A 22695-nucleotide genomic window follows, 5' to 3' on the forward strand; every position below is an offset into this window, starting at 1 on the left:
TATCGTTGACGACCTTCGCGAGCAAGCTCGCTCCTACAGGGGGCTGCGGCGCGGTTAATACTGGCTCTGACGCGGCAAGCGCTGGGACAGCTCATCAAGCAGTTTCTGTTCGCGCTTGTCTTCCAGTGCGCGGGCTTCGTCGATGTAGCGTTGCACCAGTTTGCGCAGGCCTTCGACCCGGGCGTAGGCCTGTTGCCAGCTGTCGCGGGCCTTGTCGACGTTCGCCTGGTGCCACGCCAGGCTCTGGCGCTGTTGGCCGACGGCGGTTTCCAGTTGGTTAAGGAAGCCCTGGTAGCCCATCAGCCATTGGCCGGAGACGCCCTTGCTGCCGCGCTCGATCCACTGTTGCTGATACTCGCCGCGAAAGCGTTCCAGGTCGCCCAGTTTGCTTTCCGCCAGGCGAACCTGGCCCTGGAAGTAACCCAGGCGCTGGACGGCGGTTTTTTCAGCTTTTTCGGCCATGTCCACCACCGGGGCAAGGCGTGCGGCGCGGGTATTGGCCATGGTTTATCCGCCGGGTGCCGGAGCGAAGATGCTACCCAGGTGCGCCTCGCTCTCACCCATGCTGATCTTGTCGTTGAGGCCTTGGCGCAGGTAGGTCACCAGTTGCGGTTGCAGGGCGATCGCCAGGTCGGTCTCGCGATCACCACCGGCCACGTAGGCACCCACGCTGATCAGGTCACGGCTCTGTTGATAGCGCGACCACAGCTGTTTGAAGTGCTGCGCCCGCATCATGTGCTCAGGCGTGACCACCGACGGCATCACCCGGCTGATGGAGGCTTCGATGTCGATGGCCGGGTAATGCCCTTCCTCGGCCAAGCGCCGGGACAGCACGATGTGCCCGTCGAGCACGCCCCGCGCCGAGTCGGCAATCGGGTCCTGCTGGTCATCGCCCTCGGAGAGTACGGTGTAGAACGCCGTGATCGAACCGCCACCGGCTTCAGCATTACCGGCACGCTCCACCAGCTTGGGCAGCTTGGCAAACACTGACGGCGGATAGCCCTTGGTGGCCGGCGGCTCGCCGATGGCCAGGGCGATTTCCCGCTGGGCCTGGGCGAAACGGGTCAGGGAGTCCATCAGCAACAGGACGTTTTTGCCCTTGTCGCGAAAATATTCGGCAATACGTGTGCAGTACATCGCGGCACGCAGGCGCATCAGTGGTGCGTCATCCGCCGGTGAGGCGACCACCACTGAACGCTTGAGGCCTTCTTCACCGAGGCTGTGCTCGATGAATTCCTTCACCTCGCGGCCCCGCTCGCCGATCAGCCCCACCACGATGATGTCGGCCTCGGTGAAGCGGGTCATCATGCCCAGCAACACCGACTTACCCACGCCGGTACCGGCGAACAGGCCCAGACGCTGGCCGCGGCCCACCGTCAATAAACCGTTGATGCTGCGAATGCCCACGTCCAGCGGCACGCTGATGGGGTTGCGCTTGAGCGGGTTGATGGTCGGGCCGTCCATCGGCACCCAGTCTTCGGCCTTCATCCCGCCCTTGCCGTCGAGGGCACGACCGGCGCCATCCAGCACCCGGCCGAGCATGCTCATGCCCATAGGTAAGCGGCCGGTGTCGGCCAGCGGCACCACTCGGGCGCCGGGGGCGATACCGGCAACGCTGCCGACGGGCATCAAAAATACTTTGCTGCCGGAAAAGCCCATCACTTCAGCTTCGACCTGCACCGGGTGGTAGCTGTCGTCGTTGATCACCATGCAGCGGCTGCCCATGGCGGCGCGCAGACCTTCGGCTTCCAGGGTCAGGCCGACCATGCGCAGCAGGCGGCCCTCCAGGATCGGCTGGCCCGGCAACTCGGTGACTTCGGCATAGCCACCCAGGCGCTTGGCGAAGCTGGTGCGATCAAGGCGCATCGGGGGTGTCCAGCTCGACGCTCAAGTCCGGCTCTGCCGGGTGCAGCGCCTGCTCGTGCAATTGATCAAACAGCTTGGCCATGATCTGGGTGATGCGCGTCTCCACCGTAGCGTCGATGCGGCTGTGTTCAGTCTCGACCCGGCAACCACCGGGCAGCAGCGCGGCGTCTTCGACGATGCGCCAGGTTTCTTCATGGCGCTCGCGCAGGGCTTTGACCTGCTCGAAATCCTGGGGATTGATGTACAGCCGCACATTACCGACGCCCAGAGGCAGCAGCTTGAGGGCTTCGCGCATCACGCTTTCGATTTGCGTGGAGTCCAGGGCCAATTCGCGCTGAATCACTTGGCGAGTGATGTGCTCCACCAGCCCGACCATGGCTTTTTCGATCTGCGAATCCTGCTCGGCGATCGGCTCGAACAGGCTGCCCATCAAGGTTTCCAGGCTGGCGAGCTTGACGCTCAGCGCCGCCTCGGCTTCCTGGCGAACCTTGAGGGTGGTGCTGCGAAAACCGTCTTTCTCACCAGTGGAAAAACCTTCGTTGTAGGCTTCCTGACGAATGCTTTCGAGCTCTTCCAGGGTCAGTGGCTGGACTTCTTCCAGCGGCACTTCTTCCATCTCGGCCGGGGTTTCTTCCACCGGCTCGGGCTCTGGCTCCGGGCGATGCGGGTCGAAACTGGGCAGCGACCAGACGTCGAACCCTCCGACGTCCCGTGCGCGAATCAGATCGCTGGGCGTCTCATCTTTGTTCGACATGCGCGGCGCCTTAAATCATTTCTTCGCCGCCCTTCCCACCGAGAACGATTTCTCCGGCTTCGGCCATACGGCGGGCAATGGTGAGGATTTCTTTCTGCGCAGTTTCCACGTCGCTGACGCGCACCGGGCCCTTGGCCTCGAGGTCGTCGCGCAACAGTTCGGAAGCCCGCTTGGACATGTTCTTGAAGATCTTTTCCTTGACGCCTTCGTCCGAGCCTTTGAGGGCCAGCACCAGCACGTCGGAGGAGACTTCACGCAGCAACGCCTGGATGCCACGGTCGTCGACATCGGAGAGGTTGTTGAACACGAACATGAGGTCTTCGATCTGCACCGACAGGGTATCGTCGATCTCGCGGATCGAGTCCATCAACTGGCCTTCCACCGAGCTGTCGAGGAAGTTCATGATGTCGGCCGCACGCTTGATGCCACCCAGGGTGGTACGCGAAGCGTTGGAGTTACCCGAGAACTGCTTCTCGAGAATCGTGTTCAATTCTTTCAGGGCCGCCGGCTGTACGGTGTTCAACGACGAGACGCGCAGGATGATGTCCAGGCGTACCTTGTGGTCGAAATGGCCGAGCACTTCACCGGCCTGGTCGGGGTCGAGATACGCCACCACGATCGCCTGGATCTGCGGGTGTTCGTAGCGGATCACGTCGGCCACGGCCCGCGGTTCCATCCACTTCAGGCTGTCGAGGCCGCTGGTGTTGCCACCCAGCAGGATGCGGTCGATCAGGCCGTTGGCCTTGTCTTCGCCCAGGGCCGAGGTGAGCATCTTGCGAATGTAGCTGTCGGAGCCGACGCCCAGGCTGGTCTGGTCGCCGACGATCTCGACGAACTCGCTCATCACCTGCTCGACTTGCTCGCGGTGCACATTGCGCATTTGCGCCATGGCCACGCCGACACGCTGAACCTCTTTGGGCCCCATGTGGCGCAGCACTTGGGCGGCGTCGGTTTCTCCAAGGGACAGCAACAGCACGGCGGCTTTGTCGACCCGGGAGAGTTTGGCTACTGCAGCTCGGCTATCACTCATCTGCGTTAATCCACTCTTTCACGACTTGGGCCACACGACCCGGGTCTTCGGCCACCAGGCTCTTGATTGCGTTCAACTGAGCGTCATAACCCTCGCTCGGGCTCGGCAACAGAATGCTTTGCGGGCCACCGAGGCTCACGCGGTCGTTGGCCAGTTCGCCATCGAGGCCGCCCATGCCACCCAGTTCGACGTCGCCACCTGCCAAAGCAAGCTGCTTTTTGCCGTGACCGGTAATGTTGTTGAGTACCGGGCGCAGCACGCCGAACACCAGCACCAGGATGAACAACACACCCAGCACTTGCTTGACGATGTCCCAGAACCACGGCTGAGTATAGAACGCGGCCTCGGCAATCACCTCGCCCCGCTCGGCGGAAAACGGCATGTTGATCACGCTGACGCTGTCGCCACGGCTGGCATCGAAGCCCACCGCGTCCTGCACCAGGCGGGTGAAGCGCGCCAATTCGTCGGCGCTCCACGGGGCACGGGTGACGGCGCCGTCGGCGGCGTTGATCTTGACCTGATCATCCACGACCACCGACACCGACAGGCGATTGATCCGGCCCTGCTGCTGCTTGGTGTGGCTGATGGAGCGGTCGAGCTCGAAGTTCTTGGTGGACTGGTTGCGCTTGTCGGCCGGGTACGGCGCGAGCATTGGCTGGCCGGTAGCCGGGTCCATGATCTGCTGACCGTTGGCGTCCAGCAGCGGCTGGCCAGGTTGCACCGCGCCTGCGGTAGCAGCAGCGCCACCGGTGGTTTGCGGAGCGGTGGCCGGGGTTGGCGGCTGGTTGCTCAGGGCACCCGGCACGCCTTGCGGGCCATTGCTGGCGGTACGTTGCTCAGTGGTCGATTGCTCGCTGCGCAGGGCCGGCTGGTCCGGGTTGAACTGCTCGGAGGTGGATTCGACGGCGCTGAAGTCCACGTCGGCAGACACTTCCGCCTTGTAGCGATCATTGCCCAACACCGGTTGCAGGATGTTGTGCACGCGCTGGGTCAGCATGCTTTCCATGCGACGGCTGTAGTCGAACTGCTTGCCGGCCATGGTCAGCGAAGAGTTTTCCGCGAGGTCCGACAGCAGGTTGCCCTTCTGGTCGACCACGGTGATTTGCGACTTGCTCAATTCGGGAACGCTGGTAGCCACCAGGTTGATGATCGCCAACACCTGGCCAGGCTCCAGGGAGCGGCCAGCAAACAATTCGACCAGTACCGAAGCGCTGGGCTTGCGTTCATCGCGCACAAACACCGAGCTTTTCGGAATCGCCAGGTGCACACGGGCGCCTTTGACGTTGCTCAACGCAGAAATGGTGCGCGCCAGTTCGCCTTCCAGGCCACGACGGTAGCGGGTGGCTTCCATGAACTGGCTGGTACCCAGGCCTTGGTCCTTGTCGAGGATTTCAAAACCGATGTTGGCGTCGGACGGGGTGACGCCGGCTGCCGCCAGTTTCATCCGTGCACGGGCCACATCATCGGCCTTGACCAACAGGGCGCCGGAATTCGGTTCGACGGTGTAGGCAATGTCTGCCGCCGCCAGGGTTTCCATGATCTGCTTGGAATCCATGCCCGCCAGGCTGCCGTACAGCGGACGGTAATCCGGTTGCTGGGACCACAGCACCACGGCAAAACCAATCGCCACGCTGGCAGCCAGGCCGACCATCAGGCCCACCTGACGCAGCATGGTCATCTCGGAGAGGTTTTCCAGGAACGACAGGCCGAACAGCGGCGGCTTGCCGTCTGCCTTGGCGGGTGCGTTATCCACGACTGCTTCTGCCATGACTCAAATCGTCCTTAAACCGGCATCTGCATGATGTCTTGATAGGCTTGAACCAGCTTGTTGCGCACCTGGGTCAAGGCCTGGAATGAAACGCTGGCTTTCTGCGAAGCGACCATCACGTCGGTGAGGTCCACGCCGCTTTTGCCGATCTCGAAGGCGGTCGCCAACTGACTGGATGCCTGCTGGGTATCGCTGACCTTGTTGATGGCCTGGCCGAGCATGTCGGCAAAGCTGCTCTGGCCCAATTCCGGCACGGCTTGCGCGGCGGATTTCGGTTGGGCCATGGCATCCATTTGCATGGACCGCATATCCAACATCAACCGATTGAACTCAACACCTTGGCTCATGACCTTCTCTCTCCGACGACCCGCAATTTTTTGACACTACACAGCGCTTACAGGGGTGGTAGCAACAAGGGTGCCAGCTCCGTGGCATTCTGTAAGAAAAGGCGACTGGCCCTGTCGGCTTCGAGGATTTTCAGGTGGCGTAGAGGTAGGCTTCCACGTCCATCCCGGCATCGCGCATCTGCGCCAGCTTGTAGCGCAAGGTGCGCGGGCTGATGCCCAGGCGCTCGGCGGCTTCTTTGCGGCGGCCGCGCTCGGAGCGCAAGGTGTCGATGATCATCTGGAATTCGCGGCGGCGCAGGTCGTCGCCCAAGGCACCGGCCGACTCGGCAGGCGCGGCTTCGATCTGTGGCGCGGCCGCCAGGCTCGGCAACGGCGCTGCGCCGGAGCCCATGGCCAGGCAGAAGTCCTGGGGCTGGATCAAGCCGCCCTGCTGCAAAATCAACGCACGCTGGATCGCATTGTCCAGTTCCCGCACGTTGCCGGGCCATGGGTAGCTGATCAGGCAGGCCTGGGCGTCGGCCGACAGGCGCGCCTGGGCATGCTTCATTTTATTGACGTGCTTGCTCAGCAGGCGCTCGGCCAGCGGAATGATGTCTGCCGGGCGCTCGCGCAACGGGCGCCAGGCCAACGGGAACACCGAGAGGCGGTAGAACAAATCCTCACGGAAGCGCCCCGCCGCCACTTCGCCCGCCAGGTCGCGGTTGGTGGTGGCCACCACACGGATGTCCAGCTGGATCGGCTTGCGTGCGCCCACCCGCTCCACTTCGCGCTCCTGCAATACCCGCAGCAATTTGGCTTGCAGGCCAAGGGGCATTTCGGAGATTTCGTCGAGCAGGATGGTGCCGCCGTCGGCCTGTTCGAACTTGCCGGCCTGGGCGGCGATGGCGCCGGTGAACGAGCCTTTTTCATGGCCGAACAAGGTGGCTTCGAGCATGTTGTCGGGGATGGCCGCACAGTTGATCGCAATGAACGGCTGGCTGGCACGATGGGATTGCTGGTGGATGTAGCGCGCCAGTACTTCCTTGCCGGTGCCGGACTCGCCGGAGATCAATACGGTGGAGTCGCTGCGGGCGACCCGGGCCGCCAGTTCCAGCAATTGCGCACTGGCCGGTTCGAAGGCAATCGGGCCTTCGCCGTCGGCGGCGCCCAGGGTGCCGAGGGCATGGCGCGCGACCAGCTCGATCAAGGCTTTGGGCTCGAAAGGTTTGACCAGGTAATCCGCAGCGCCCTGGCGCATGGCGTCGACGGCGCGCTCCACCGCACCGTGGGCGGTCATCAACAGCACCGGCAATTGCGGCTGGCGCGCACGCAACAAGCCGAGCAATTGGTGGCCGTCCATGCCCGGCATGTTCACGTCGCTGACCACCAGGCTGAAGGACTCCTGCTCCACTGCCTCCAAGGCTTCTTCGGCAGAACCTACCGCCCGGTAGTCATGGCCCGCCAGCAACAGCGTGTCAGCCAATGCTTCACGCAGGGCGCGATCGTCTTCAACCAATAAAACCTTGATAGCCATGACCTTTTACTCCGCGCTGACGGCGCATGAAAACAGCGGCAGCGTGATCAACGCGCACGTGCCGCGACCCAACCGGGAATGCAGCTGCAATTCTCCCTGATGGGCACGGGCGACTGCCTTGACCACGGTCAGGCCCAGGCCGGTACCGTTGGTTTTGGTGGTGAAAAAAGGTTCGCCGAGGCGTTGCAGCACCACCGGGTCAATCCCGCTGCCACTGTCGCTGATGCTCAGGCGCAGGGTGTCGCCACGGTTGTACAGGTGAACCTTGAGCCGCGCCCCGGGGCCGCTGGCCTGGGTCGCGTTTTCGATCAGGTTGAGCAGCGCGCCTACCAGCGTGTCGCGGTTGCACAGCAACTCGCCGTGATGGCTGTCGCACTGCCAACGGACTGACGCTTCCTGAATATGGGTGGCGGCTGCGGCTTGCAGGGACTGCATCAATAACGCCGGGGTGACGCGATCGGTCAGCGGCAATTCGCCGCGGGCAAACACCAGCATGTCGCGCACTTGATGCTCCAGCTCGTGCAAACGCTCCTTCAAGCGACCGGCAAAACGCTGGTGAGTGGCTGCCGGCAACTGCTCATCAGTCAAATGACTGGCGTAAATCAGCGCAGCGGACAACGGCGTACGAATCTGATGGGCCAGGGAAGCGACCATCCGCCCCAAGGACGACAGGCGCTCGTGGCGAGCCAACTGGTCTTGCAGGTGGCGGGTTTCAGTCAGGTCGTTGAGCAACACCAACTGGCCGGGCTCTGCGTCCAGGGAACGGGTGGCGATGGACAAGCGGCGCCCGTCCTTGAGAGAGATTTCGTGGCCGTCGTCTTCCCGCGGCGCGAAGCAGCGGGTGATGACCTCGCGCCACAGCTCGCCTTCCAGCGGCAGGCCCAGCATGTCGCAGGCGGCCGGGTTGGCTTCGCGCACGCGGCCCTGGTCGTCGATGACGATCACGCCACCGGGCAACAGGTCGAGGAGGTTTTGCAGGCGGTTGGCCAGGCGCTCTTTCTCGGCCAGCTCTTCCATGCGCTGGGCGCTGACCACCGCCAACTCGCCTTTAAGCTCGGAAACCCGCGCTTCCAACAGGCTGTAGGAGTCAGTCAACTGGCTCGACATCTGGTTGAACAGGGAAAATGCCTGTTCAAGCCCAAGGCGGCTGATCTGCTCTACGGAGGGGGCAGGCACCTGAATGTCAGGGACCGAAGATAGTTGGGCGGCGTGGGGCATCATGCTCTCTCGCTTGGCTGACCGTCAGTTAAACGGAACGTTGCGAGTGCTGTAGCAATACCCGTGCCGAAAAAAAACCGCTGATTAATCAGCGGCTTGAAAAACAGGCGTCAATCATCCGCCTGTTCATCACCTTCTTTGCGGCTCATGCCGTACTTGCGCATCTTCTCCACCAGGGTGGTGCGGCGGATGCGCAGGCGTTCGGCGGCACGGGCGACGATGCCGTTGGCGTCGTCGAGGGCCTGTTGGATCAGGCCTTGTTCAAGACTGCCGAGGTAGTCTTTCAAGTCCAGGCCTTCCGGCGGCAGCATGGCGGTGGAACCGAGGTCCGGCGTATGGCCGTTGATGGCCACGCGCTCTTCCAGGTCGCTGCGCAGGCTGTCTACCAGTTGCTCGTCTTCATCGTCGACGTAGCGGAATTTCTTCGGCAACTCGACCACGCCGATCACCCCGTACGGGTGCATGATCGCCATGCGCTCCACCAGGTTGGCCAGCTCGCGGACGTTGCCCGGCCAGCCGTGGCGGCACAGGGACATGATCGCCGCCGAGTTGAAACGGATCGAACCGCGTTTTTCGTGTTCCATGCGCGAGATCAGTTCGTTCATCAGCAGCGGGATGTCTTCGACGCGCTCGCGCAGGGGCGCCATTTCGATCGGGAATACGTTGAGGCGGTAGTACAGGTCTTCGCGGAAGCTGCCAACCTCGATCATGCTTTCGAGGTTTTTGTGGGTGGCGGCAATGATGCGCACGTCGACGCTTTGGGTCTTGTTGCTGCCCACACGTTCGAAGGTGCGCTCTTGCAGAACCCGCAGCAGCTTGACCTGCATCGGCAGCGGCATGTCGCCGATTTCGTCGAGGAACAGGGTGCCGCCGTTGGCCAGCTCAAAACGCCCGGCACGGCTGGTGATCGCCCCGGTAAAGGCGCCCTTCTCGTGGCCGAACAGTTCGCTTTCCAGCAGCTCTGCGGGAATCGCTCCGCAGTTGACCGGCACAAATGGCCCGTCGCGGCGCTTGGAGTGGTAATGCAGGTTGCGCGCGACCACTTCCTTGCCGGTGCCGGACTCGCCGAGGATCAGCACGCTGGCATCGGTGTCGGCGACTTGCTGCATCATCTGGCGCACGTGCTGGATCGCACGGCTGGTGCCGACGAGGCTGCGGAACAGGTTGGGTTCGCGGTGACGGCCACGCTCGCGGGCCTGGTCGTACATCTCGCGGTAGACCTGGGCACGGTGCAGGGAGTCGAGCAATTTGCTGTAGCTGGGAGGCATTTCGAGGGTGGAAAGGACACGACGGCGCTGGTCTTCCGGCAGGTCGACAGAAGAAATATCGCCCATTAGCAACACCGGAAGGAACTCATCCCAGGTTGACAGTGTCTTTAACAAGCCCAGAACGGCGCCGGGAGCGCTAACCGTACCGATCAGCACGCAAATGACTTCACGACTCGACGACAAAGAGCTGACCGCCTGCTGCCAATCATGGCTGCCGCAGGGTAGATTTTCTTCGCCAAGAAAATTCAGGATCACCGCCAGATCGCGGCGCCGAACGCTATCGTCATCGATCAGCAGAATTTTGGTTTCACGCCACATGCAATAGCAACTTCCCTAGTAAAACTTAATGCCCTCGAGTTGGGGCAATCTAGATAGCTGTAGGCATTTTCTGCGCTACAGCTTTCTGACGTCTGAAAATAGCACTAGTTAAGTCAAAAATATGTGCACAGTCAAATTTATGACGCGCTTTGTTCGGATTAACTGAGCCTTCAGCCGAACAGATGGTAAACCTTTGACGCACTTTCCGCTCGGTTGATCTGCGACATCTCCTCGAATATCGCCTGGCGCTCCCCGGTTGTCACCTCAAGCAGCTGCTGATAAACCGCCAGCAAACTCTCCAGCTTCTCCCGCAGGGCATCCTCGTCCACCGGCGCATTGCTCAGCGCCTCATCAATTACCGCACGGCATCCCAGATCCAGCTCGCCAATGGCGTCCCAGTTGCGGGCAACCAATGCGTCCATCAAGGCTTCGCGGGTTTCGTCAATCCGTTGCAGGGCGTGACTCATGACATCTTCCTCAGGCCAGCAGGCCTACAGTGTTGCAATACCGTCCCAGCCTTCCTTGAGCGTAATCATCAAGCCGGCCACTTCGTCGATCATCTCGACATCGTTCTTGGTATTGGCTTCAAGCAAACGCGTAGTCATGTAGGCGTACAGGTTATCCAATTGCTGCAAGGCGGCCGGATCGTCGGTTTTTTCCGGGTTCAGGCCGTCACGCAAACCAATCAGGATATCGATCGCCTTGCCCAGCAACAGGCCTTTTTGCGCGATGTCACCACGAGCCATGGCGCCCTTGGCCTGGGCCATGCGATCCAGCGCGCCTTCCATCAACATCTGAACCAGGCGATGGGGGCTGGCCTCGGAGACCTGGGCATGGGAATTGACCTTCTGGTATTGGCGAAGGGCTCTCATGGGATTCATGTTTCTACCTCGTGACAGGCAACAGCTAAAAAGAATGGGCTCTGACTATTATGTCGACGGTGTCGCAAAAAACTTTAAGCCGGCGGTCTGCTGAAGGTGCGCCCGGTGAAGGTTTTCACTTCACCGGGCGGCTTCATTGAGGATCAATCGGTCTTGGGATTGTTCAGCGCATTGAGCGTGGTCATTACGCTCGACCGTTGAGCGGTGAGCTGTGCCACCAGGCTGTTCATCGTAGTGTACTTGGCAGTCAGGCTCGTCTTAAGTGCAGCCATGCGCGCGGTCAGGCTGTCCTGCTGCACTTGCAGGTCCTTGATGTTCGCCGTCAGCGTCGAAGAACGCGAGGCCAGAACCCCGGTACCGCTCAATGCATAGCTGTCAGTCGCCGTTTTCATACGCGCGAGCAGGCCATTGTCACCGTTGAAAATGCCGCCGATGTCAGTAGGGTTGGTGGCAATTGCCGCACCGAACACCTTGTCATCAATACTCAACTTACCGGTTGTCTGGTCAGTGTTTACACCAAACTGAGCCAGGGACTTCAACGTACCCGAGCCCGCCAATGAGTTCAGCTCGTTACGCAGGGCCGACTGCAAAGAACGCATCGTGGCATCGCCCGTCAGCGCCGCAGACGTAGTAGAACCATCCGCGTTAGTGGTGACTTTGGTCTCAGTGCCGATCGCTGTCATCAAGGCGTTATAGGTATCGACAAACCCCTTTACCGAACTCTTCAGGGTGTCGTTACTGCGGGTGACCGTAATGGTCGAGGCTATTCGCTTGCTTTCGTCGCTAACACCGGTGGGCAACGCGGACACCGCGGTCAACTTGATAGTCACGCCGCTGATTGCTTCGGTCAGGGTATTGCTCTTGGACTCCTGAGCGGTACCGTCAATGGTGTATTTCGCATTCACCGGCGGGCCGCCGACAACGGTAGTGCCGGTTTCCAACCCGGTGTTACCACCCAGGGTAATGTCTGTACCGGCGCCGGTATTGGTCGACGTCACGACCAGCCGGGAACCGGTTGCATCAGTCAGGATGTTGGCACTCAGGCCAGCGCTGCTGTACTGCGCGTTGATCGAGTCACGCACTTGCTGCAACGTTGCGCCAGGAGGAACGCTGACACCATAGCTCTTACCTGACTGGGAAATCTCCAGGGTCGTAGCCGTAGAGCCACTATTGACGACGCTCTTCGCCCCACCCGCGAAGTTCTGGGTAGCAATCTTCGAGGCGGTCGCCAATTGGTTGACCACCAACAGGTAGCTCCCCGCCGAAGCGCCGGAACCCAAGGTAACAGTGGACACGTTGGCATCCGAGGTCGCCGCCGTCAGGCCGCCGATACTGGCGTCCTTGGTCATAGTGTCCATAGCGCCGCGGAACGCATCGAGTGCCGCTTGAATCTTGCCGATCGAGGACAACTGGGCGGTCTGCGTCTGCGACTGCTTGTTGATCTGCGACTGCTTGGGCGCCTGCTCAGCGTTCACCAAAGCCGTAACGATAGACTGGGTATCAATGCCCGTTACCGGGCCGCTGACGGATATATCACCCATGATGTTTCTCCTGATACGGGGCTGGCGCTTTCTTGACGGACGGCGCCTCAAGCAGCTACAGCAACAAAATTCATGCCAGCTCAGACTTTAGCGTCAAACAACACATTGCTGGCGTCGTGAAGACTTTGTGCGAGTTTCAATGCGGTTTCCGACGGGATCTGACGAATGACCTCGCCACTGTCGGTCGCAATGACCTTGACCACCACCTGATGGGTGGAGTCATCAATGGAAAAATCCAGGTTGCGCTGGGCAGCCTGGACAAATTTGCGAATATCGTTGACGGCCTTTTCCAGGTCGTCCGGTTTCGTTTCCTGCTTGGGCTTTACTGTTGCGACGGTTGCATCAACCTTGGGGGTCTGCAAGTCGGCAGTCACAGGGGCAGGCGCACTCTGTGGCGTTGGGGCAGCAGGATAAGACTGGTTCAACTTGACGCTCATGTCCATGTCCAATCTCCTCATCACGCAAAAGACAAAAGGGCACGTAAACGCGCCCTTCCGTCAGTCATCTACCGATGGCTATTACTGAAGCAGCTTCAGTACAGCGGATGGCAGTTGGTTGGCCTGGGACAGGATCGCAGTGGAAGCCTGTTGCAGGGTTTGTTGCTTGGTCAACTGAGCAGTTTCAGCAGCGTAGTCAACGTCCTGGATCTGACCGCGAGCGGCGCTGGAGTTGTCGGAGATGCTCTGCAGGTTGGCAACGGTGTTGTCGAAACGGTTTTGTACAGCACCGAGACCGGCACGCTGGGAGTCGATGTCCGAGATCGCCTGGGTGATCACGTCGATCGAGTTCTGTGCGTTGGCAGCAGTGGTGATGTCAGTGTTGTTGACGGTGGTTTTGGTGGAGTTGGCAGCTGTACCGGTAGCTGCGAACAGACCCGTCACGCCAGCGCCACTCAGCGAGTAGCTGCTGGAGGAGTTCAGCGACACTGCACCAGTGGCGATGATCGGACCGGCATCCAGTGCAACGGCAGTGCCGGCAGTACCGGTACCATCCAGGGTGGCAACCTTGATACCTGCAACAGCACCGGCGTCGCCAGCGTTGAAGGTCAGGTTCTCACCGGTATCGGACTTGACCGACAGTGCCTTGGTGGTCGAATCGAAGTTAACGGTGATGCCCAGCTTGGCAGCGTTGGACTTCAGTTGGTCAGCCAGGTCAGAAGCGCTGGTTACGCCAGTGAACTGGACCGCAGCACCGCTACCGACTTTCAAGGTGAAGTTGGCGCTGGCAGGGGTTGCAGCAGCGATGGCAGTGGAGTCAATGGTGAACTGGGCAACAGTGCTGGCAGTAGCAGCCAGGCCGCCTACAGCGCCGTTCATTTGCGCAGCGATCTGCTGGGCCGAAGCACTGGCAGCGATGGTCAGGCTCTTGGACTGGCCGCCACCGGTAACGGTGAGTGCGCCGCCGGCAACGCCTGTTGCGCTTGGAGCAACGCCTTGGGATTTCAGCTGCTGCGAACCAATGTTGTTGGCTGCAACGTTACCGATGCTCATGTCGATGGTCTGGTTGGCGTTGGCGCCGACCTGGAACGAAGTAGTACCGAAAGAACCGTCCAGCAGGTTCTTGCCACCGAAAGTAGTGGTGGTAGCGATACGGGTCAATTCAGCAGTCAGTGCTGCGTATTGAGCCTGGTTCGACTTACGGTCGTCAGCGCTTGGCGAGCCGTTGGCGGATTGCAGAGCCAGGGTACGCATGCTTTGCAGGATGTTGGTGGACTGCTGCATGGCGCCTTCAGCGGTCTGAGCAATCGAGCTGCCGTCGTTGGCGTTCTTGATTGCAACGCCCAGGCCGTTGATCTGGCTGGTCAGACGGTTGGAGATTTGCAGGCCGGCCGCATCGTCTTTGGCGCTGTTGATACGCAGGCCGGAGGACAGACGCTGCATGGAAGTTTGCAGGGCGCCGGAAGCCTTGTTCAGGTTGTTCTGAACGTTCAACGAAGCAAGGTTAGTGTTTACTGTTAAAGCCATGACGAAATCCTCGTGGGTTGTTTACTGCGGCTTCCGGCCCTGGCAACCGCCGGGTGTGGCCTAGAGAACCTTCGTAATAGTTATCGTCGTGAAAGCAGGTTGCTTGAGGACTTTTTTGATTTTTTTTACTAGCACGATGCCACCCCTTGTAATTCAAGCATTTACGATAGCCCAAACCCCCGCAATTGCTGGCTTTTTGGCGCCAAATAAAAAACGCCCATGATCTTTCGATCATGGGCGTTTTTTTGTGCAGCGCCTTTAAGGCATCAAGGGCGATGCAAAATCGCCGAGCCCCAGGACAGGCCTACGCCAAAACCACTGATGGCGACGCGCTTCCAGGTGGAGTCGAGCATGTGTTTTTCCAGCAGCAGCGGAATGCTCGAGGACACGGTGTTGCCGGTCTCGACCATGTCCTTGATGAACTTGTCCACCGGTGCATCTTCAAAACGCCGGGCCACGGCGTCGACAATCGCCGCACTGCCCTGGTGGATGCAGAACGCATCAATCTCGTCAGCCTTGAGGTCCGATTCGTTGAGCAGCTCATGCAAATGCGCCGGAACCTTGAGCAAGGCGAAGTTGAATACCTGGCGGCCATTCATGAAGAACACGCCATCACTGACCTTCAAGTGCGGCGCACCCGAACCGTCAGTACCGAACTTGGCCTTGCCCAACTGCCAGGGCGCGTCTTCGCCCATCCAGGTGGCCGTCGCGGCATCACCAAACAGCATGGTGGTGTTGCGGTCTTCCGGGTCGACGATCTTCGAGTACGGATCGGCGGTGACCAACAGGCCGTTTTTCAGGCCAGTGGCTTCCATGAAGCCCTTCATCGCATAGATGCCGTAGACATAGCCCGAGCAGCCCAGGGAAATATCAAAGGCCGCCACGTTCGTCGTCAGGCCCAACTTGTCCTGGACGATGGCTGCGGTGTGAGGCAAACCCTCTTCGTCGCCGTTCTGGGTGACGACGATCAGCACATCAATGGATTCGCGCTTCAAATCCGGGTTGTTGGCAAACAAGGCGTTGACCGCCTCGACGCACAGATCGGAGGTTTCCTGTGCAGCATCCTTGCGCGGCAGGAACGCCGAACCGATCTTGCCAATGATGAACTCTTCATCCTTGGCGAATTTGGCACCCTGGGCGTAGTTATCGATCCCGTCTGCCGGCACGTAACTGGCGATGCTTTTTATGCCAATCATTGTGGCTTCCCAATACTAAATAGCTGGAGAACACCCCGCGGAACACATCGCCGGGTGCTGACAATAATGGGGATAACCCCGCAAAAAACTCGCCGAAAACCGCCTTTAACCCTGGCGGCAGGCCCTCGCGGAGACCTGGCGACGACCTATCCTTTTCACACGATACAGTGAAGATGCGCTTTATGACTCACAGGTCACTCAATTTTCTGCGCTTTGTGCGAAACACGGGGACATACAAGCGCCAAAAACGACAACGGCCCACCCCGTTTCCAGGGTGAGCCGCAGGTTTACAGCCGCCGAATCACATCTTGCTGAACAGGCTCAACTGGGAGATTTTCACGAACGCCAGTTGCGAGGCCTGCAGCATGGTCTGCTGCAAGGTCAGGTCAATCGCCGCCTGCCCCATATCAACGTTGGCCAGGGACGACATGGTGGAAGTATTGGCCAGGCCCAGGCTGGTGTTTTCCGTGCCTTGGATATCCATGGCGTTCTGGCGCGCACCAATGGAGCCGCGTACCTGGTCGATCTGGGCCGAAGCGTTACCCAGGTTGCCAATGCTCGTGGCGACCACGTCCTTGAGGTTGTTCAAGGCAACCGGATTGCCGTCCGCCGGGGTTTCCAGGGCCTTGCGCAATTGGCTCAGGGTATCCAGGGCATTCATGTTCTTGTTGCTGGTGGCGCCGACCGAGAACTGGTCACCGGCGCCTGGCGTGCCACTCACACCAAAGGTCAGGCCGGCCGTGGTGATCGACGTCGCGCCGGCAGCCATGGTGCCGCTGGCAATGGCCTTGCTGTCGGCACTATACGGCTGGGCGAACACCTGGTAATCGGTGCCACTGGTGAACTTGATGACCGCCCCCGAGTTGGGAAAGGTGCTGGTATAAGCCGCCGGGTCCGTGACGCTGCCGCCAGTCAGTTGCGCGGTGGACGGATTGCTTGCCGTACGCGAGATACTGAAGCTGTCGGGCTTGGTTGCCAGGGAGAATTCCTTGCCCGCCACCAACGCATCGGACGCCGCGCCCGGCGCAACGTCCTTGCCCAGGTTCAGCCGGATGTCGAACGTGACGCCCCGCAGGCTGACGCTGGAGGAGCCTTCCTTGGTGGAGTCAAACGTACCGTTGCCGGTGATCTCAGAGGTGACGTCGTTGCCGTCCTTGTCGGTCACGCTGTATTGAGTGCTGCTGGCGAAGGTCAGCTTGTACGGCTGGCCATCGGAAAAGCTGTTGGCAAACTTCGTGCTCGACGTGACCAGGCCCGCCGAGATCCCCACCGTGCCGTCGTTCACGGCAGGCGGCAGCAACGTTGCCTGAGTGCGACCGGTGTTGGACGAGCTTTCAAGCAAAGCCTTGCCGGTATCGCCCATGGAGATCGAGAGGTTGTTCGAAATCTGCAGGCTCAGGGGCGTCTCGTCACCCTGATAGGTGTAGGTGCCGTCATTGTTGCGGGTGTACGGCGGCGTATCGGTCTTGGCACCGGAGAACATGTAGTTGCCGCTGGAGTCCTTGGAGTTGAGCAAGCCCAACACCTGGTCCTCCAGCGCGCCGACCTGGGCGGCAATCGCCTTGCGATCGTCATCGCTCTTGCCGATGTTACCGGCCTGCTGCGCCAAGCCCTGGGCGGTCTGCAACGCGGTGTTGATGCTCTGCAGCACGCTCTCTTCGTTGGTCAGGGAGTTTTGCAGGGTGGTGATGTTGGTGTTGTATTGCCCCAACATGTCCTTCTGCTGCTGCAACATCAGCAGTTGGGCAGCGGCCACCGGGTCATCGGAAGCGGTCTGCACTCGAACCCCGGAACTCGCCTGGTCCTGGGCCTTCACCACACCGGAATAGTTGTCCTGGTATTTGGCGGAGCTGGTGTCGAAATACTGCTGTGTAGAAATACGCATCGTCCCAGACTCCCTTAAAGTGCGTTGATCAGTGTGCTGAAGGTTTCCTGCGCCGCCTTGATGATCTGCGACGACGCGGTGTAGTACTGCTGGAACTTGATCATGTCGCCCGCCTCTTCATCCAGGTTGACCTGGGACACCGAGTTGGCAGCCGCCTTGTTCGCCGTCAGCAGCGCGCCCGTCGCGGTACTGTCGGTATTGGCCTGGGCAGCCTTGGAACCCACTTGGGACACCAGGCGGCTGTTGGCACTGACCAGGCTCACGCCCCCGTTGCCGTCCGTCACACCGACGGTTGCCTTGGTTTGCAGCGCCAGCAGCGACTGGGCGTTGCGGCCGTCGGAGGTGGCGCCACTGTTGAAGGAGAAGGTGGTGCTGTCGTTATTGGCCGGCGAGCCGCCAACGGTGGTATCAAAACTGAAGCTCTTGCCGGTGATCACGGCACCGCTGGCATCGCGCATTGGCACATTGATGGTGATCTTGTTGCCCTGGCCCGGAATGATACTGCCGGTGCCGATCTTGAAGCCTTGGGCGTCGGTGACGGTGTACGGCTGGGTGCCGTCCGCGGCCTTATCGCCGAACACCATTTTCACCGGCATCGAGTTCTCGATCCCGGTGCGCAATTGGGCCGTGTCGGCGCCGCCGTGAATATCCAGCGGCACCGTCAACTGCGGCGGCGTGAACGTGCCGGTGCCGCTGTTCTTGCCGGCAACACCCGCCAATGGGCCGGCGAACGCGAGTTTATTCGGGTCCGTCAGGTCGACGCCGATCCCGCTGGCGCCATTGCTGGTGGGGCTGACCTTGAAGCTGTCACCGGCCGCCATCGGCCCTTTGCCATCCAGCGCCAGGGTGAAACCGTCAATCACCGGCGGCGGCGTGGTAGCGGTATCGAACGAGCCCATGGCCTTGCCGTCGGAACGCACCACGTTGTAAAGGTTGCCGCTGGTGAACGTGACCTTGTAGTCGTAGGTCGTCAGCTTGCTGCTGTCGGCAATCGACACATTCAGGTTGCCAGAGCCGGCGCTGTTACCCGCGGTCCCCTGGCTACGCTGGGAGATGGCCGCCGCACTGTTGATATCGCTGAACAGCGAAGAGCCGAAATCACCGTTCAGGTCCAGGCCCTGGCCCAACTGGTTGTTGATGGTATCGGCGGTGACGATGGCCAGTCGGCCAAGGTCATTGATCGCGGGCATCAGCACATCGCTGCGATAACGCATCAGGCCGCCAATGCTGCCACCGCTGACCACCGAACCGATGTCCATGGACGTGCTGCCCATGTTGATCTGGATGGTGTACTGGCTGCTGTCGTTCTTGCTCGGCACTGCGGAAATGGTATTGGCGACATCACCGTCTACCAGCGACTGCCCGGTGCCGGTGGTGATGTTGACCTGGCCGTCCTTTTCAGTGGCCGTGACACCGATCAGTTCATTGAGGGAGCGCACCGCTTCGTTACGCGCATCCAGCAGGTTGGCGGGCGCGTTGCTCGTCGAGCCCTGGACCTGGGAAATTTGCTTGTTCAGGGACGCAATCGAGGAGGTCAGCTTGTTGACCTGATCGCTCATGGTGCTCAACTGGCCGTTGATGCTTTCTTTCTGTTGGGTCAACTGCGAGGAAATCGCGTTGAACCGGTTGCTCAAGGTCTGGGCACTGGTCACCAGCAATTGCCGGGCGGACACGTCACTGGGGGTGGCCGCAGCAGTCTGCGCTGCCGCGAAAAAGGCGCTGAGCACGGCCGACATGCCGGTGCTCTTGTCCGACAGGGTCTTGTCGATCGCACTGGCCTGGCCCAGGTAGGCGTTGGCGTCGCTATTAAGGGCGGTGCTGTTCTGGTAAGCGGTGTTCAGGAAGTCGTTGTACACCCGGCGCACATCCGCCAGGGTCGTACCGGTGCCGATGAACACACCGCCGAACGCATTCGACGCACTGGCGTTCTGGGTGGTCTGCTGACGCGAGTATCCCGGGGTGTTGACGTTGGCGATGTTGTTACTTAAGACCGACAACGATCCTTGGGCGGCATTGAGCCCCGACATCCCGATATTGAGCAAACTCATGATTCAGACCTTATAAATGAGTGGAAGCGCCCGCGGCAGCGTAGTTCTGGTAGCTGTTCATCGTTTTTGCGATCTGCGAAATCTTGCTGGCGTAATCCGGGTCGGTTGCATAACCGGCTTTTTGCAACTCGCGCACAAACTGTTCCGGGTTGTCGGCTGATTTCACAACTTCTTTATAGCGATCATTGCTTTGCAGCAACGTCACCAGGTCATGGAAGCTGTCCTGGTAGGAGTTGTAGGAACGGAACTGCGCCGTCTCCTTGACCATCGCCCCATCGCGAAACTCGCTGGTGATTGCCCGGGCCTGTTCGCCCTGCCAACTCTGGCCGGCCTTGATGCCGAAGAGGTTGTGGCTGCTGCTGCCGTCCGTGGCACGCATCACCGATTTACCCCAACCGGTTTCCAAAGCGGCCTGGGCCACCAGGTAGCGTGGGTCGATGCCAATCCGTGCGGCGGCCTGCTTGGCCATTGGCAACATGGTGGCGACAAATTCGTCCTGCGAGCTGAAGGCTTTTTTCGCTGGCGCCAGCGGCGGCTGAGCCACAGCGCGACCGTAAACCTGCATCTGCCCGTGAGGGGGCAGTGCGGCAAGGCTGCGGGCGGAACTGTTGACCACACCGTCATCGGCGGCGCTGTTACGCAGCGGCGCAGCTTTGGCGGTGGTAGTGGCATCGGCACCCGGCACGATGCCGGCCAGCAGGCGATCCGTCAGTTTGCTCGGCAACGAGATGCGGCGCTGGTTCATCAGCGCCATGTCGTTGGCGTGGGAGCCGGTGCCCTCAGGCACCGCCACGCGGTACGCCCACAATGGCCGCTGACCATTGCTGCGGCCCAGCGGGCCATCAGCCTTGGTACCAGCGGCAATTTCGGTCGGCACATCCACCTTCTTCGCGGGAACCGCCGGGCCTTGCAAGGTGGCCGCCTGGGCGTCCACCGGTTTGTTCTTCTGCATCTGGCGCAGCAGCACGTCCGCCAGGCCGATACCACCGCCCTCGCGAGACAAGGAGACCGCCAACTGCTGGTCGTACATTTCCTGGTACTGCTTGGCCGCCGGTGTATTCAGCGGGTTGTCCTTGCCCAGGGCTTCGGTGGCCGAGCGCATGGACTTGAGCATCTCGCCGAGAAACAGCGACTCGAATTCCTGCGCGACCTTGCGCATGTTGCCGTCGCTGTTCTTGTCGCCGAACTTCAACTGGTTCAGCCGGTTGAGGTCGGAATAAGAACCCGAGTCCGCCGTGCTGGTCAGGCCGCTTTTGCGCATGTCCATGGCCATGGCGTCAGATCACGATCAGGTCGGCTTGCAAGGCGCCGGCCTGTTTCAATGCTTCGAGGATCGCCATCAAGTCGCCAGGCGCTGCGCCCACCTGGTTCACCGCGCGGACAATCTCGTCCAGGGTGGTACCAGGGCCGAACTTGAACATCGGCTTGGCTTCTTGCTGGGCATTCACCCGCGAACGGGGTACCACGGCGGTCTGGCCGTTGGACAGCGGGCCGGGTTGGCTGACGATCGGGTCTTCGGTGATGGTCACGGTCAGGCTGCCGTGGGTCACCGCCGCTGGCGATACCTTGACGTTCTGGCCAATCACGATGGTGCCGGTCCGCGAGTTGATGATGACTTTCGCCACCGCCTGACCCGGGTCAACCTCAAGGTTTTCCAGCAGAGACAGGTAGTCAACACGCTGGCTTGGGTCCAGCGGTGCGGTGACACGCACCGAACCGCCGTCGATGGCCTGGGCCACGCCCGGGCCGAGCAGCTCATTGATCTTGTCGACCACGCGCTTGGCGGTGGTGAAGTCCGAACGGTTGAGGTTCAGGGTCAGGCTGTTGCCCTGGTTGAAGCCGCTGGGCACGGTGCGCTCCACCGAGGCACCGCCGGGAATCCGGCCGGCCGACGGCACGTTCACGGTGATCTTCGAACCGTCACGGCCTTCGGCATCAAAGCCGCCCACCACCAGGTTGCCCTGGGCAATCGCGTAGACGTTGCCGTCGATACCTTTGAGCGGGGTCATCAGCAAGGTGCCGCCCCGCAGGCTTTTCGAGTTACCCATGGACGAGACGGTGATGTCGACCACCTGCCCCGGCTTGGCGAACGGCGGCAAGTCAGCACTGATGGACACTGCCGCGACGTTCTTCAACTGCACGTTGCCCGAACCCGGCGGTACCTTAATGCCGAACTGCGAGAGCATGTTGTTGAAGGTCTGCAAGGTGAACGGGGTCTGGGTGGTCTGGTCGCCGGTGCCGTTAAGCCCCACCACCAGGCCGTAGCCGATCAACTGGTTGGACCGTACGCCGGAAATGCTCGCGATGTCTTTCAAGCGCTCAGCCTGGGCGCCTGCGCTCAGGGCCAGCAGCAACATCGCAGCCATCAGCTGTTTGAAGTTCAAAGTGATCACCTAGAAAGGGAACAGCGGGCTAAGGAAGAAACGGTCAAACCAGCCCGGCTGACTGGCGTCAGCAAACGAACCCGTACCCGAGTAGGTGATGCGTGCATCGGCAATCCGTGTCGACGGCACGGTGTTGTCGGTGGAGATATCGTCAGCGCGAACCATGCCTGCAATGCGCACCAGTTCGTCACCGGTGTTGAGGGTCATCCACTTCTCGCCACGCACGGCAATGATGCCGTTGGGCAGCACGTCGGCCACGGTCACGGTGATCGAACCGGTCAGGCTGTTGCCCTGCCCCGCCGCACTTTTGCCGTTGGTGGCGCGGTCGCCGCTGTAGCCGGCGTCGAGGCTCAAGTCACCGCTGCCTACCGGATTGTTGGTATTGAGGCCACCGCCAAACAACGAGGTCAGGCCGATGCTGGTCTTGCTGGTCTTGCCGATCTGCGAGTTGGCGTTCTTGCTCGCCTGGGTCTTCTCGTTCAGCGTGATGGTGATGATGTCACCCACCCGGAACGCCTTGCGGTCGCTGTACAGGTTCTGTTCGAAACCGGCCTGGTAGATCGAGCCATTGTTGGCGGCAGCCGGCAGCGGCGTGCGCGGCAGCACCGGCGCATAGTACGGGTCATTGGGCTTTGGCGTCGGGGCGACACAGCCCGCGAGCACAGCAATCCCACTCAATGCCAAAACAGAAACATAGCGATTCATGACCCATAC

At 60.8% G+C, this 22695-nt stretch carries 20 protein-coding genes; all 20 read right to left on the reverse strand.

The features are described from left to right. Positions 1-54: 54 nt before the first annotated feature. Positions 55-504 carry a flagellar export protein FliJ gene (gene fliJ / locus HBJ59_RS11835; RefSeq protein WP_076015150.1) on the reverse strand — a complete coding sequence of 150 codons (450 nt, stop codon included), beginning with the start codon at positions 502-504 and terminating at the stop codon, positions 55-57. A gap of 3 nt (positions 505-507) precedes the next feature. Continuing rightward, positions 508-1866 carry a flagellar protein export ATPase FliI gene (gene fliI, locus HBJ59_RS11840; protein WP_167663648.1) on the reverse strand — a complete coding sequence of 453 codons (1359 nt, stop codon included), beginning with the start codon at positions 1864-1866 and terminating at the stop codon, positions 508-510. Beyond that, complete coding sequence (fliH, locus tag HBJ59_RS11845) at positions 1856-2620, reverse strand: flagellar assembly protein FliH (protein ID WP_076015148.1); 765 nt, start codon at positions 2618-2620, stop codon at positions 1856-1858. The genes fliI and fliH overlap by 11 nt, the downstream gene beginning before the upstream one ends. Positions 2621-2630: 10 nt before the next feature. Continuing rightward, the gene (gene fliG, locus HBJ59_RS11850; protein WP_017477457.1) at positions 2631-3650 is read right to left on the reverse strand and encodes a flagellar motor switch protein FliG; all 1020 of its coding nucleotides are present in this window, start codon (positions 3648-3650) and stop codon (positions 2631-2633) included. Continuing rightward, positions 3643-5418: a flagellar basal-body MS-ring/collar protein FliF gene (fliF, locus tag HBJ59_RS11855; protein ID WP_167663649.1), complete on the reverse strand. Its 1776-nt coding sequence runs from the start codon at positions 5416-5418 to the stop codon at positions 3643-3645. The genes fliG and fliF overlap by 8 nt, the downstream gene beginning before the upstream one ends. Before the next feature lie 14 nt (positions 5419-5432). Further along, a complete protein-coding gene (gene fliE, locus HBJ59_RS11860) occupies positions 5433-5765 on the reverse strand; it encodes a flagellar hook-basal body complex protein FliE (RefSeq protein WP_076015146.1) in 333 nt (110 codons plus the stop codon). 130 nt (positions 5766-5895) lie between these two features. Beyond that, the gene (locus HBJ59_RS11865; RefSeq protein ID WP_167663651.1) at positions 5896-7278 is read right to left on the reverse strand and encodes a sigma-54 dependent transcriptional regulator; all 1383 of its coding nucleotides are present in this window, start codon (positions 7276-7278) and stop codon (positions 5896-5898) included. Between the two features lie 6 nt (positions 7279-7284). Further along, positions 7285-8496, reverse strand: coding sequence for a PAS domain-containing sensor histidine kinase (locus HBJ59_RS11870; RefSeq protein ID WP_218585841.1), 1212 nt, complete (start codon positions 8494-8496; stop codon positions 7285-7287). A 110-nt stretch (positions 8497-8606) separates the two neighbouring features. After that, positions 8607-10082, reverse strand: a complete 1476-nt coding sequence (locus HBJ59_RS11875; protein ID WP_076015144.1) for a sigma-54 dependent transcriptional regulator — start codon at positions 10080-10082, stop codon at positions 8607-8609. Between the two features lie 170 nt (positions 10083-10252). After that, positions 10253-10549, reverse strand: coding sequence for a flagellar protein FliT (locus tag HBJ59_RS11880; protein WP_076015143.1), 297 nt, complete (start codon positions 10547-10549; stop codon positions 10253-10255). Positions 10550-10573: 24 nt separating this feature from the next. After that, positions 10574-10963, reverse strand: a complete 390-nt coding sequence (gene fliS / locus HBJ59_RS11885; protein WP_076015142.1) for a flagellar export chaperone FliS — start codon at positions 10961-10963, stop codon at positions 10574-10576. Between the two features lie 143 nt (positions 10964-11106). Continuing rightward, positions 11107-12504, reverse strand: coding sequence for a flagellar filament capping protein FliD (gene fliD, locus HBJ59_RS11890; RefSeq protein ID WP_167663653.1), 1398 nt, complete (start codon positions 12502-12504; stop codon positions 11107-11109). A gap of 80 nt (positions 12505-12584) precedes the next feature. Continuing rightward, positions 12585-12947 carry a flagellar protein FlaG gene (locus HBJ59_RS11895; protein WP_167663655.1) on the reverse strand — a complete coding sequence of 121 codons (363 nt, stop codon included), beginning with the start codon at positions 12945-12947 and terminating at the stop codon, positions 12585-12587. 75 nt (positions 12948-13022) lie between these two features. After that, positions 13023-14468, reverse strand: a complete 1446-nt coding sequence (locus HBJ59_RS11900; protein ID WP_167663657.1) for a flagellin — start codon at positions 14466-14468, stop codon at positions 13023-13025. A 266-nt stretch (positions 14469-14734) separates the two neighbouring features. After that, on the reverse strand, positions 14735-15664 hold the full coding sequence (locus tag HBJ59_RS11905; protein WP_076015138.1) for a ketoacyl-ACP synthase III: 930 nt from the start codon (positions 15662-15664) through the stop codon (positions 14735-14737). A gap of 301 nt (positions 15665-15965) precedes the next feature. Beyond that, positions 15966-17549, reverse strand: coding sequence for a flagellar hook-associated protein 3 (locus HBJ59_RS11910; protein ID WP_076015137.1), 1584 nt, complete (start codon positions 17547-17549; stop codon positions 15966-15968). A gap of 14 nt (positions 17550-17563) precedes the next feature. After that, positions 17564-19597 (reverse strand): flagellar hook-associated protein FlgK, encoded by a 2034-nt coding sequence (gene flgK / locus HBJ59_RS11915; RefSeq protein WP_076015136.1) that lies wholly within the window; start codon positions 19595-19597, stop codon positions 17564-17566. A 10-nt stretch (positions 19598-19607) separates the two neighbouring features. Then, positions 19608-20870 (reverse strand): flagellar assembly peptidoglycan hydrolase FlgJ, encoded by a 1263-nt coding sequence (gene flgJ / locus HBJ59_RS11920; RefSeq protein WP_167663659.1) that lies wholly within the window; start codon positions 20868-20870, stop codon positions 19608-19610. A gap of 4 nt (positions 20871-20874) precedes the next feature. Next, the gene (locus tag HBJ59_RS11925; protein ID WP_032899355.1) at positions 20875-21963 is read right to left on the reverse strand and encodes a flagellar basal body P-ring protein FlgI; all 1089 of its coding nucleotides are present in this window, start codon (positions 21961-21963) and stop codon (positions 20875-20877) included. Positions 21964-21990: 27 nt separating this feature from the next. Next, on the reverse strand, positions 21991-22686 hold the full coding sequence (gene flgH / locus HBJ59_RS11930; RefSeq protein WP_076015134.1) for a flagellar basal body L-ring protein FlgH: 696 nt from the start codon (positions 22684-22686) through the stop codon (positions 21991-21993). Between the last annotated feature and the right edge of the window lie 9 nt (positions 22687-22695).

Source organism: Pseudomonas sp. AN3A02, assembly GCF_011765255.1.
In the GTDB taxonomy this organism is placed as follows: domain Bacteria; phylum Pseudomonadota; class Gammaproteobacteria; order Pseudomonadales; family Pseudomonadaceae; genus Aquipseudomonas.